General features: G+C 70.2%; 10 protein-coding genes. 4 read left to right on the top strand and 6 right to left on the bottom strand.

What is annotated here, in order from left to right; genetic code table 11:
- Positions 1-72: 72 nt before the first annotated feature.
- Positions 73-1,434, bottom strand: a complete 1,362-nt coding sequence (locus tag P8T65_RS34455) for a glutamine synthetase family protein (protein WP_060886099.1) — start codon at positions 1,432-1,434, stop codon at positions 73-75.
- A gap of 406 nt (positions 1,435-1,840) precedes the next feature.
- Here P8T65_RS34455 and P8T65_RS34450 point away from each other — a divergent pair, with 406 nt between their 5' ends.
- The 3 genes from P8T65_RS34450 (at position 1,841) to P8T65_RS34440 (ending at position 5,050) form a co-directional block, all read left to right on the top strand.
- Complete coding sequence (locus tag P8T65_RS34450; RefSeq protein ID WP_316729091.1) at positions 1,841-2,506, top strand: DUF3105 domain-containing protein; 666 nt, start codon at positions 1,841-1,843, stop codon at positions 2,504-2,506.
- Positions 2,507-2,580: 74 nt separating this feature from the next.
- Positions 2,581-3,204, top strand: coding sequence for a DUF305 domain-containing protein (locus P8T65_RS34445; RefSeq protein WP_316729090.1), 624 nt, complete (start codon positions 2,581-2,583; stop codon positions 3,202-3,204).
- 91 nt (positions 3,205-3,295) lie between these two features.
- The gene (locus tag P8T65_RS34440) at positions 3,296-5,050 is read left to right on the top strand and encodes an NAD+ synthase (protein WP_316729089.1); all 1,755 of its coding nucleotides are present in this window, start codon (positions 3,296-3,298) and stop codon (positions 5,048-5,050) included.
- A gap of 87 nt (positions 5,051-5,137) precedes the next feature.
- Here P8T65_RS34440 and P8T65_RS34435 read toward each other — a convergent pair whose 3' ends face one another.
- The 5 genes from P8T65_RS34435 to P8T65_RS34415 form a co-directional block, all read right to left on the bottom strand.
- Complete coding sequence (locus P8T65_RS34435) at positions 5,138-5,680, bottom strand: N-acetyltransferase (RefSeq protein WP_316731818.1); 543 nt, start codon at positions 5,678-5,680, stop codon at positions 5,138-5,140.
- 119 nt (positions 5,681-5,799) lie between these two features.
- The gene (locus P8T65_RS34430; protein WP_316729088.1) at positions 5,800-7,023 is read right to left on the bottom strand and encodes an MFS transporter; all 1,224 of its coding nucleotides are present in this window, start codon (positions 7,021-7,023) and stop codon (positions 5,800-5,802) included.
- 144 nt (positions 7,024-7,167) lie between these two features.
- Positions 7,168-8,217: an endonuclease/exonuclease/phosphatase family protein gene (locus P8T65_RS34425; RefSeq protein ID WP_316729087.1), complete on the bottom strand. Its 1,050-nt coding sequence runs from the start codon at positions 8,215-8,217 to the stop codon at positions 7,168-7,170.
- 187 nt (positions 8,218-8,404) lie between these two features.
- Entirely contained in the window at positions 8,405-9,040 is a 636-nt protein-coding gene (locus P8T65_RS34420) for a TetR/AcrR family transcriptional regulator (protein WP_316729086.1), read from the bottom strand.
- A gap of 101 nt (positions 9,041-9,141) precedes the next feature.
- The gene (locus tag P8T65_RS34415; RefSeq protein ID WP_316729085.1) at positions 9,142-10,719 is read right to left on the bottom strand and encodes an MFS transporter; all 1,578 of its coding nucleotides are present in this window, start codon (positions 10,717-10,719) and stop codon (positions 9,142-9,144) included.
- A gap of 205 nt (positions 10,720-10,924) precedes the next feature.
- On the opposite strand from P8T65_RS34415, the gene panB reads away from it, so the two are divergent.
- Positions 10,925-11,791, top strand: coding sequence for a 3-methyl-2-oxobutanoate hydroxymethyltransferase (panB, locus tag P8T65_RS34410; RefSeq protein ID WP_045562832.1), 867 nt, complete (start codon positions 10,925-10,927; stop codon positions 11,789-11,791).
- Positions 11,792-11,909 lie beyond the last annotated feature (118 nt).

The raw sequence follows: 11,909 nt of genomic DNA, 5'->3' as shown, positions 1-11,909 counted from the left end.
GCCGTGGGGCCGACGGTCCATGACCGTCGGCCCCACGTGCCGTCACAGCGGGAAACCCGCCCTGACCTGCGCCTACAGCACCGGCAGGTTCTTCCGCAGCTCGAACGCGGTGACCTCGCTGCGGTACTCCTCCCACTCCTGGCGCTTGTTGCGCAGGAAGAAGTCGAAGACGTGTTCGCCGAGGGTCTCGGCGACGAGGTCGCTGCGTTCCATGAGGGAGAGCGCCTCGCCGAGGTTCTGCGGGAGGGGCTCGATGCCCATGGCGCGGCGCTCGGCGTCCGAGAGGGCCCAGACGTCGTCCTCGGCGCCGGGCGGCAGCTCGTAGCCCTCCTCGATGCCCTTGAGGCCGGCGGCCAGGAGCATGGCGTAGGCCAGGTAGGGGTTCGCGCCGGAGTCCAGGGAGCGGACCTCGACCCGGGCCGAGCCCGTCTTGCCGGGCTTGTACATGGGGACGCGGACCAGGGCGGAGCGGTTGTTGTGGCCCCAGCAGATGTACGAGGGGGCCTCGCCGCCGGCCCCGGCGGTGCGCTCGGTGCCGCCCCAGATCCGCTTGTAGGAGTTGACCCACTGGTTGGTCACGGCGGCGATCTCGGCGGCGTGCTTCAGCAGGCCGGCGATGAAGGAGCGGCCGACCTTGGAGAGCTGGTACTCCGCGCCGGACTCGTAGAACGCGTTCCGGTCGCCCTCGAAGAGGGAGAGGTGGGTGTGCATACCCGAGCCCGGGTGCTCGGAGAACGGCTTGGGCATGAAGGTCGCCTGGACGCCCTGCTCCAGGGCCACCTGCTTCATGACCAGGCGGAACGTCATGATGTTGTCGGCCGTGGAGAGCGCGTCCGCGTAGCGCAGGTCGATCTCCTGCTGGCCGGGGGCGCCCTCGTGGTGGGAGAACTCGACCGAGATGCCCATGGACTCCAGCATGGTGATCGCCTGGCGGCGGAAGTCCATGCCGACGTTCTGCGGGGTGTGGTCGAAGTACCCGGAGTTGTCGGCGGGGGTCGGGCGGGAGCCGTCCGTCGGCTTGTCCTTCAGCAGGAAGAACTCGATCTCCGGGTGGGTGTAGAAGGTGAAGCCCAGGTCGGAGGTCTTGGCCAGGGCCCGCTTCAGCACGTACCGGGGGTCCGCGAAGGACGGGGAGCCGTCCGGCATGAGGATGTCGCAGAACATCCGGGCGGTGCCCGGAGCCTCCGCGCGCCACGGCAGGACCTGGAAGGTCGACGGGTCCGGCTTGGCGATCATGTCGGATTCGTATACGCGTGCGAAGCCCTCGATGGCCGAGCCGTCGAAGCCGATGCCCTCGTCAAACGCCTGTTCCAGCTCGGCGGGGGCCACGGCCACGGACTTCAGGAAGCCCAGCACGTCCGTGAACCACAGGCGTACGAAACGGATGTCGCGCTCCTCCAACGTACGGAGCACGAACTCCTGCTGCTTGTCCATCTTCCGCTTCCACCCATTCCTTGCTGGTCAGGCCGCCTTGCTCCCGAGCCACGGGAGGCGGTCGGGCACCTGAGCATCCCACCACAACACCATTTCGTGCGCGTTGCGCACCTTGATCCACCGAGCGGCCTCCGGTCGAACGCCCGGCGTACGGCAGGTGTACCGCTCGCGCCGCAGCTCAACCGCTCTGCCGCCCATCTTGCCTGCTCGCGCCGACATCCGTAACGCCCGAGTGGGCCGACATCCGCCGGACGCCCGTCACGCGTGCCCCGAAAACCGCGCGGCATCCGTGGCCGGCGGGCAGCATGGGAGACGGGATCCCTCGTTTACGAGAGGGAGCGGATCAAATTACGATCAGTCGATCCGACCGTCCCATCCGACCCATCCCCCACTAAGGACACATCCCATGGCCGCCAAGACCAACAGCAGCGGGGACCGCAAGGCGCGCATCGAGGCGATGCGCCGTGCCGAGCGTTCCCGTGAGCGCCGGAACCGGATCCTCACGATCGGCGCCAGCGTGCTGATAGTCGCCGGCCTCGTCGTGGGCGGGACGGTCCTGATCCGCTCGCAGTCCGACGACAACGGCAGCGACAGCGTGGCCGGTGACTCCAAGTCGACCGGCAAGTGGGAGACCGGCTCGGACGGCGTGAAGACCTGGAGCACCAAGCTCGCCCAGAACCACGTCACCAAGACCGTGAAGTACCCGATGAAGCCCCCGGTGGGCGGCGACCACAACCCGGTCTGGCAGAACTGCAACGGCGACGTCTACGACAAGGCCATCAAGAACGAGAACGCCGTGCACTCGCTGGAGCACGGCGCGGTCTGGGTGACGTACAACAGCAAGGCCTCCGAGGCCGACGTCAAGGCGCTCGCGGAGAAGGTCAAGAAGACCCCGTACACGCTGATGAGCCCGGTCGAGGACCAGAAGGACCCGATCATGCTCAGCGCGTGGGGCCACCAGCGCACGGTGACCGGAGCGAAGGACCCGAACGTCGACAAGTTCTTCGAGACCTACGTCCAGGGCCAGCAGACGCCCGAGCCGGGTGCCGCCTGCACCAACGGCGTCTCCTGACGGCCGGCGACCGGCGAGTGACGAGCGACGACCTACGAGTGAGTGACGACAGCGGGCCTGGCACAGTGGGAAGCATGAAGCACATCGGTTGGATCGCCTCCGGGGCCGCGGCGGCACTCGTCGCGGCCGGGGCGATCACGTACGCAGTCGCCGACGGTGACGACTCCGGGCTGAAGGCCCCCTCCGCCGACTCCGCCGACGCGGGGTTCGCCCGGGACATGGCCGTCCACCACCAGCAGGCCGTGGAGATGTCGTACATCGTGCGCGACCGGACGGACGACGAGGAGGTCCGGCGGCTCGCCTACGACATCGCGCAGACGCAGGCCAACCAGCGCGGCATGATGATCGGCTGGCTCGATCTGTGGGGCCTGCCGAAGGTGTCGTCCGAGCAGCCGATGGCCTGGATGGGCATGGGCGACATGGCCTCCGGCGAGGACGGCTCGCTGATGCCCGGGATGGCGACCGACGCCGAGATGGAGAAGCTCGGCAAGCTGAACGGCAAGCAGGCCGAGGTCTTCTTCCTCCAGTTGATGACCGACCACCACAAGGGCGGCGTCCACATGGCGGAGGGCTGTGTCTCCAAGTGCACCGTCGATGTCGAGAAGAAGCTCGCCCAGGGCATGGTGAACGCCCAGGAGTCCGAGATCTCCTTGATGACCGGCATGCTCAAGGAGCGGGGCGCCGCGCCGCGCTCCTGACGGCCCATCCGTGCAGCTGCGGTGGTGGGGCGCCCGCGAACGTGGGGCGCCCCACACCCCATTGCGTCGCTCTGACGATTACACTGGCCGCGTGCCTCAACTTCGTCTCGCTTTGAATCAGATCGACTCGACCGTCGGCGATCTCGCCGGAAACGCCGAGGCGGTGGTCCGCTGGACCCGGCACTCAGCCGAGCAGGGAGCGCATCTGGTGGCGTTCCCGGAGATGGTGCTGACCGGGTACCCCGTCGAGGACCTGGCGTTGCGCCAGTCCTTCGTGGAGGCGTCCCGTGCCGCGCTGAAGGCGCTGGCCGCGCGGCTCGCCGACGAGGGCTTCGGGGAACTGCCGGTGATCGTCGGCTACCTCGACCGTTCCGAGTCCGCCGCGCCGAAGTACGGCCAGCCGGCCGGGGCGCCCCGGAACGCGGGCGCGGTGCTGCACCGGGGCGAGGTGGCGCTCACCTACGCCAAGCACCACCTCCCCAACTACGGCGTCTTCGACGAGTTCCGCTACTTCGTGCCCGGCGACACCATGCCGGTGCTGCGGCTGCACGGCGTCGACATCGCCCTCGCCATCTGCGAGGACCTCTGGCAGGACGGCGGCCGCGTCCCGGCCGCCCGGTCCGCCGGGGCCGGGCTGCTGCTCTCCATCAACGCCTCGCCGTACGAGCGCGACAAGGACGACACCCGGCTCGAACTGGTGCGCAAGCGCGCCCAGGAGGCCGGCTGCACGACCGCGTACCTGGCGATGATCGGCGGCCAGGACGAGCTGGTCTTCGACGGTGACTCGATCGTCGTCGACCGGCACGGCGAAGTGGTCGCACGGGCGCCGCAGTTCGCGGAGGGCTGTGTGGTCCTGGACCTGGACCTTCCGGCGGCCGCCGCCGAACCCGTGACAGGGGTCGTCGACGACGGGCTGCGCATCGACCGGCTCGTCCTCTCCGAGGAGCCGCTGCCCGCGTACGAGCCGGAGCTGACCGGCGGGTACGCGGAGCGCCTCGACGACGACGAGGAGGTGTACTCGGCGCTGGTGGTGGGCCTGCGGGCGTACGCTGCGAAGAACGGCTTCTCGTCGGTCCTGATCGGGCTCTCCGGCGGTATCGACTCGGCGCTCGTCGCGGCGATCGCGTGCGACGCGCTGGGCGCGCAGAACGTGTACGGCGTGTCCATGCCGTCGAAGTACTCCTCGGACCACTCCAAGGGTGACGCGGCGGAGCTGGCGAGGCGGACGGGCCTGAACTTCCGCACGGTCCCGATCGAGCCGATGTTCGATGCCTACATGGCGTCGACCGAGCTGACGGGCCTGGCCGAGGAGAACCTCCAGTCGCGCCTGCGCGGCACGCTGCTGATGGCGATCTCCAACCAGGAGGGCCACATCGTGCTCGCGCCCGGCAACAAGTCGGAGCTGGCAGTGGGGTACTCGACTCTCTACGGCGACTCGGTGGGCGCGTACGGCCCCATCAAGGACGTGTACAAGACGTCGATCTTCCGCCTCGCCGAGTGGCGCAACCGGGCGGCCGCGGAGCGGGGCCAGACCCCGCCGATCCCGGAGAACTCCATCTCCAAGCCCCCGAGCGCGGAACTGCGCCCCGGGCAGGTCGACACGGACTCCCTCCCGGACTACCCGGTCCTGGACGCGATCCTCGCGCTGTACGTCGACCGCGACCAGGGCGCCGACGCGATCGTCGCCGCCGGTTTCGACCGGGAGCTGGTCACCAAGACCCTCCGCATGGTCGACACTGCGGAGTACAAGCGGCGCCAGTACCCGCCGGGCACGAAGATCTCCCCGAAGGGCTTCGGCAAGGACCGCCGGCTGCCGATCACGAACCGGTGGCGCGAGGGGGCGTAGACACCGGGGTTCCGGGCCCCGAGGCGCCGGGGCGAGGCCTGAGGGCGGGCCCCTCAGGCCTCCGGCTCCGTCAAGAATTCAGGTCCCTCAGGCCTCCGGGTCCCTCAGGCCGACGCAGTCGAAGGCCCAGAAGACCTCCGAGTAGACGAAGGTGCCCGTCATCCACGGCTCGTGCGCGGACAGACGGGCGACCTGGAACGCGGCTTCGGGGATGCGCAGCGATGGCGGACGGAAGCCCGCCGCGACGGCGCCCTCGAAGCCGCGCGCGCCGTAGTAGTGCGGTGCCCCCTCCAGGAAGACCAGCGGCACGCCCCGGCCGTCCGCCGCCGCGAGGGCGTGCGCGACGAGCCGGGTGCCGATGCCCTGACGCTGGAACTCGGGGAGCACGCCCAGCGGCGACAGGGGGAGGACGTCCATGATCCGCCGCGGGGCGTCCAGGCGCGCCGCGCTCAGCAGCACGTGCCCGACGACCCGGTCGTCCACGGTGGCGACGAACGACATCGGCGCCACCGAGGCCTCCGCGACGCGCAACGCCTCCACGAGCCCGGGAATCCGCTCACCGTCACCGAACGCGCGCGCATGCACCTCACGCACGTCCCGGTGATCGCCTACAGCCTCCCGCCGGATCATCAGCCTCTCGCCCCGGGAAGCCGGCCGTACATGTCCGGTCGTGTCGTGTGCCGTCATGGTCGTGAGGGTGGACCGGGAGCGGCTCGGGGGCGAGGCGTCTACGCACTCACCCGTGCGCTTCAGACCCGTACGGTCTCCGGCTCCCCCGGCACATGGGACGCCACCACGCGGCCGCGTCCTGGGGCGGGGGTGGGCGTGCGGAGGGTGTCGACGGCGTAGGCCGCCGCCGCTACCGCCAGGCCGATCAGTGCGAGAGCCGCGCCCGCGCTCGCCGGGGCCGTGGTGCCGAGGCCGGCGGTCAGGGTGAGGCCGCCGATCCAGGCGCCGCCCGCGTTGGCGAGGTTGAAGGCGGCCTGGTTGGCGGAGGAGGCGAGGGAGGGGGCGCCGGCGGCCTTCTCCATGACCATCAGCTGGAGGGGCGAGCCGGTGGCGAAGGCGGCGACGCCGAGGAGGACGACGGCCAGTGCGGCGCTCCACTGCGCGGACATGAGCACCGGGAAGAGGGCCAGCACGAGGATCAGGGACGCGAGGCCGCCGAAGAGGGTGCCGCGCAGGGAGTGGTCGGCGAGGCGGCCGCCGGCCAGGTTTCCGATGGTCGCCCCCACACCGAACAGCGCGAGCAGCATGGTCACGCTGGTCTCGGCGTACCCGGCGGAGTCCGTGAGCATCGGCGTGATGTAGCTGTAGGCGGAGAAGAGGGCACCGAAGCCGGCGACGGTCGTGCCGAGGGCGAGCCAGACGGGCAGGGAGCGCAGGGCGCCCAGTTCGCCGCGCAGGCCGGCGGAGGGGGCCTCCGTGCGGTCGTCCGGCAGCAGGAGCGCGAGGGAGGCGATGGCGGCCAGGCCGATCGCGCTCACGCCGAGGAAGGTGATCCGCCAGCCGAAGTGCTGGCCGACGAGGGTCGCGGCGGGGACGCCGGCGACGTTGGCGATCGTCAGGCCCAGGAACATCAGCGAGACCGAGCGTGCCTTGCGCTCCGGCGCCACGAGGCCGGTCGCGACGACCGCGCCGACGCCGAAGAAGGCACCGTGCGGCAGACCGCTGAGGAAGCGGGCGGCGAGCAGCCAGTGCTCGTCGGGGGCGAGGGCGGAGAGCGCGTTACCGGCGACGAAGAGGAGCATCAGCCCGATCAGGACCTTGCGGCGGGGCAGCCGGGCGGTGGCCGCCGCGAGCAGCGGGGCGCCGATGACGACACCGAGCGCGTACGCCGAGACGAGGTGGCCGGCGGCGGGGATCGAGATGCCGAGGTCGGCGGCGACCTCGGGGAGGAGACCCATGATGACGAACTCGGTCGTGCCGATTCCGAAGGCGCCTACGGCGAGAGCGAGCAGGGCCAAGGGCATGGCGGAGAGACCTTTCGAAGGGTGCGGTAGGACAAGGGGAAGGAAAGGAAGGAATCGGTTCCGTTCCATCGTATGTTCACTGACGGAACAAACTCCAGCCAGACGTGTATTCCCCTGTCCCGCCCGCTCGCCCCACCTGCGCCGTCAGTCTCCGGGCGTGTCGATCGTCACCCGTGCCGCCACCGGCAGATGGTCGCTGCCGGTCTCCGGCAGGGTCCAGGACGCCTTCGGCTCCATGCCCCGGACCATGATCTGGTCGATACGGGCCATCGGGAACGACGCCGGCCAGCTGAAGCCGAAGCCGTTGCCCGCGGCGCCCTGGGTGGAGCGCATCTGGGCGGTGACGGCGTTCAGGGCGCGGTCGTTCATGGTGCCGTTGAGGTCGCCGAGGAGGACGACCTGCTGGATCGGCTCGTCGGCGATGGCCTCGCCGAGGGCGTTGGCGCTCTTGTCGCGCTGGCGGGCGGTGAACCCGGCCTCCAGCTTCACCCGCACCGAGGGGAGATGGGCGACGTAGACGGCGACCGGCCCGTCCGGTGCCGCAACCGTCGAGCGCATCGCGCGCTCCCAACCGAGCTTGATGTCGACGGGCTTGGTGTCGCTCATCCGGTACTTGCTCCACAGGCCGACCGTGCCGACGACCTCGTGGTAGGGGTACGTCGCCGCGAGCGCCTTCTCGTACACCGGCACCGCGTTCTCGGTGAGTTCCTCCAGCGCCACCACGTCCGCGCCGGAGGCGGCCACCTCGCCGGCCGTGCCGGACGGGTCGGCGTTGTCCGCGTTGACGTTGTGGGTGACGACGGCGAGGTCACCGCCGGTGCCGGTCTTGCTGGTGACCAGTCCGCCGAAGGTGTTCAGCCAGACGACCGTGGGCACCAGGAGCGCGACGAGCGCGGTGGCCGATTTGCGGACCAGGGCGAGGATCAGCAGCAGCGGGATCGCGAGACCGAACCAGGGCAGGAACGTCTCGGTCAGACTCCCCAGGTTGCCCACGGTGTTGGGGACCTGGGCGTGCAACACCATCACCAGGGCGACGAGAACAGCGAGGACCGCGAGGACGATGCCGCGCCGCCAGATCCGCCGGTCTCCTCTCCACTCGCCGAAGAGGCGGCCGAACAGGCGCCGGAACCGGGATTGTTCGCGGCCCTGACCCGTGCCGCCGCCGCCCGTCTCCGTCATGTACGCCTGCGCCATACCGTCGCCTCACTGCCTGCCGTGCACTTCTACCCCCCGCGCTCTGAAGACCCTAGGGGATGATTACCTTCGCTCCCGCCGTCACCGGGCGGCCGTACGGGCACAAGGACGCACAACCCGCTGTTCGGAGTTCCGAACCGGTGGACAGGGCCCGACGTCTGTAACGAAACGCGCACATCGATGTGACTCACTTCGCAGCCGGACGCAGCCCTTCGAGCACCGTGTCGACGATGTCCTCCGCAAGGCTCTCGGGGAGCGGGGCGTCCGGGCGCATGACGGTGCGGACCAGCATGGGGCCGAAGACGAGGTCGCCGACGAGGTCGATGTCGACGTCGGGGCGGAGTTCGCCGTTGTCCCGGCCCCGGCGCAGGACGTCGGCGAGGGCCTGGCGGCGGGGGGCGACGACGTCCGCGTGGTAGGCGTCCCAGATCTTGGGGCTGCTCTTCATCTGGGCGATGACGTTGTGCAGGATCGCCGAGGGCCGGTTGAGCAGGCCTCGCCTGCGTGCCGCATCCAGGAAGACGACCAGGTCGTCGCGCATCGAGGTGCCGGGCAACACCGGGTCCGGGGGTTCGGCGGCGCGCAGTACGTCGACGAAGAGGGCCTCCTTGCCGCTCCAGCGGCGGTAGATGGTCGCCTTGCCCACGCCGGCGGTGCGGGCCACCCGCTCGATCGACAACTCGGCGAGCGGCACGCCCTCTTCGAGGAGCTTCATCACGCCCTCGACGATGGACCGCTCCACGGCCTCGCTGCGGGGCCGTCCGCGTACGGGGCTCCCGTCCCGGACCCGCCCCTCGTCGGCGTGGCTCTCGGCGAGGCTCAAGGTCGACTCCGTCTCTCGTGTGCTGGTTCGGTCCGCTCGTGGGCCGATGTGGCTCACTCGCGCGCCGGTTCGACCCGGTCGCGCGCCGGTCCGATTGTCCGTCAGTGGTCGGCGGCCACCAACTCCGTCTCCTCCTTGCCCTCTTGGCCGCCTCGCGGCCGTCCCGGCAGGAACACCGCCATGGCCACCGCGCCGAGCAGGGCGACTCCGGCCCCGCACAGGGCGGTCACGTGCATGGCGTGCAGGAACGCGTCGTGGGCCGGGGTGACCAGGGCCTCGCCCCGTTCTCCGAGCCGGGCGGCGAGAGCGAGGGTGGCCTCGATGGACTCGGCGGCGGCGTGCGGGGCGCCGGCGGGCAGTTCGTCCTCGATGCCGCCGCGGTAGGCGGTGGAGAGCACCGAGCCGAGGACGGCGATGCCGAGCGCGCCGCCGACCTGGCGGAAGGTGTTGCTGAGCGCGGACGCGGAGCCGGCCTTCTCGCGTGGCAGGGCCTGCATGATGACGACGCTGAGCGGGGTCATCACATGGGCCATGCCGACGCCCATGAGGAAGAAGACCACTTCGAGGATCCAGATCGGGGTGTCCGCGTCCAGCACGGCGAACGCGGCCAGCATCGCGGCGATCAGCGTCATGCCCGCCGTGCACACCGCGCTGTTGCCGAACCGGTCGACGGCGAGGCGTGCGCGGGGCGCGAAGACGAGCTGCGCGACGGCCAGCGGGAGCATCAGCAGACCGGTCTGGAGCGGGGAGTAGCCGCGTACGGTCTGGGTGTAGAAGACGGAGAAGAAGGTCACGCCCATCAGCGCGAAGAAGACCACGCCGATGACGCCGATGGCGGTCGAGAAGACCTTGTTCCTGAAGAACGACATGTCGATGGACGGGTGGTCGCTGCGCTTCTCGTAGACGACGAAGGCGGCGAGGACCGCGAGGCCGGCCGCGCTGGTCGCGAGGACCGTGACGTCGGTGAAGTCGGCGAGCTGACCGCCGCGGATGATGCCGTAGACCAGCAGGACGAGACCGACGACGGAGAGCAGGACGCCGATCGGGTCGATCCGGCCGGGGTCCGGGTCGCGCGAGTCGGGGACCAGCCAGAGCATCAGGCCGAGGGCGAGGACGACGATCGGCACGTTGATCAGGAAGACCGAGCCCCACCAGAAGTGGTCCAGCAGGAGGCCACCGGTGATCGGGCCGATGGCGATGGCGAGGCCCACGCCGCCCGCCCAGATGCCGATGGCCTTCGGCTGCTCGTCGCGCTCGAAGACGTTCATCAGGACGGCGAGGGTGGCGGGCATCACGAAGGCGGCGCCGAGGCCCATCACCGCGCGGAAGGCGATCAGCTCGCCAGGGGAGCCCGACAGGGCGGCCAGCGCCGAGCCGACGCCGAAGACGACGAGTCCGCCGAGCAGCACCTTCTTGCGGCCGAGGCGGTCGCCGAGGAGACCGGCGGAGAACAGCAGCCCCGCGAAGACCAGCGTGTAGGCGTTGATCGCCCACTCCAGCTCGCTCTGGGTGGCGCCCAGCCCGGTGGGAGCCGGGGTGGAGATCGTCTTGATGGCGACGTTGAGGATCGAGTTGTCGAGCACCACGATCAGCAGGCTCAGCATCAGTACACCGAGGATCACCCAGCGGCGCCGGTGCACGGCCGCCGGTATGCGGGAGTCAGGGACTGCGGTAGTCATGTCGTCGACTCTAGACCTATTTCGATACGGGACCGTCTCGTATCGAAAATCTTGTACCCGGCTCCCGCGTGCCGCCATGCGGCCGCACCTGTGCCTGAACGGTCACATGTACCCGCCCTAGCCCTCCCCCGTCCTAGGTGCCACCATGGATGTGGTCCGGGGACGCCGTCAGGGTGCCTCGAGATGACATGAAGGAGCTGGAGCGATGACGCAGCTTTCGGCTGCCCAGACGAAGCCCTCCGACGGCAGCAAGGCGCTGTACGGAGGCAAGGGCACACGCCGTATCACCGTCCGGGACATCGCCCTCGCCAAGGAGCGCGGCGAGAAGTGGCCCATGCTCACCGCCTACGACGCGATGACCGCGTCCGTCTTCGACGAGGCCGGCATCCCCGTGATGCTCGTCGGCGACTCGGCGGGCAACTGCCACCTGGGGTACGAGTCGACCGTGCCCGTCACCCTCGACGAGATGACCATGCTGTCCGCGGCCGTCGTACGGGGCACCAGCCGCGCCCTGATCGTGGGCGACCTGCCCTTCGGCTCCTACCAGGAGGGCCCGGTGCAGGCGCTGCGCTCGGCGACCCGACTGGTCAAGGAGGCCGGCGTCGGCGCGGTCAAGCTGGAGGGCGGCGAGCGCTCGCACCGCCAGATCGAGCTGCTGGTCGAGTCGGGCATCCCCGTGATGGCCCACATCGGCCTCACGCCGCAGTCCGTCAACGCGATGGGCTACCGCGTGCAGGGGCGCGGCGAGGAGGCCGCGCAGCAGTTGCTGCGCGACGCCAAGGCCGTCCAGGACGCGGGCGCGTTCGCGGTCGTCCTGGAGCTGGTCCCGGCGGAGCTGGCGGCGGAGGTCACTCGGGTGCTCCACATCCCGACGGTGGGCATCGGCGCGGGTGCCGAGACCGACGCGCAGGTGCTCGTGTGGACCGACATGCTCGGGCTGACGGGTGGACGGGTGCCGAAGTTCGTCAAGAAGTACGCGGACCTCCGGACGGTCATGGGCGACGCGGCGAAGGCGTTCGCGGAGGACGTCGTGGGTGGGACGTTCCCGCTGGAGGAGCACTCCGTCCACTAGGCCGGAGACTTCACTGAGCCATAGCGGTACGACTGCGGCCCGCCGATCTTCCCCCGTCGGCGGGCCGCGGCTCTGTTTTGGGCCGGGGCGCCCAGTGGGGTGAGGGTGCGGGTTCCTT

This window comes from Streptomyces sp. 11x1 (assembly GCF_032598905.1).
GTDB lineage: Bacteria > Actinomycetota > Actinomycetes > Streptomycetales > Streptomycetaceae > Streptomyces.
Note: the sequence above shows the minus strand (reverse complement) of the source record. Positions and strands in the feature narration are given on the sequence as shown.

Bases quoted from the DNA above. Each gene is read 5' to 3' on its own strand.
- P8T65_RS34430 (WP_316729088.1), bottom strand. From the start codon at position 7,023: ATGCCCTTGGCCCTGCTCGCTCTCGCCGTAGGCGCCTTCGGAATCGGC.
- P8T65_RS34445 (WP_316729090.1), top strand. From the start codon at position 2,581: ATGAAGCACATCGGTTGGATCGCCTCCGGGGCCGCGGCGGCACTCGTC.
- P8T65_RS34425 (WP_316729087.1), bottom strand. From the start codon at position 8,217: ATGGCGCAGGCGTACATGACGGAGACGGGCGGCGGCGGCACGGGTCAG.
- P8T65_RS34450 (WP_316729091.1), top strand. From the start codon at position 1,841: ATGGCCGCCAAGACCAACAGCAGCGGGGACCGCAAGGCGCGCATCGAG.
- P8T65_RS34435 (WP_316731818.1), bottom strand. From the start codon at position 5,680: ATGATCCGGCGGGAGGCTGTAGGCGATCACCGGGACGTGCGTGAGGTG.
- P8T65_RS34455 (WP_060886099.1), bottom strand. From the start codon at position 1,434: ATGGACAAGCAGCAGGAGTTCGTGCTCCGTACGTTGGAGGAGCGCGAC.
- panB (WP_045562832.1), top strand. From the start codon at position 10,925: ATGACGCAGCTTTCGGCTGCCCAGACGAAGCCCTCCGACGGCAGCAAG.
- P8T65_RS34415 (WP_316729085.1), bottom strand. From the start codon at position 10,719: ATGACTACCGCAGTCCCTGACTCCCGCATACCGGCGGCCGTGCACCGG.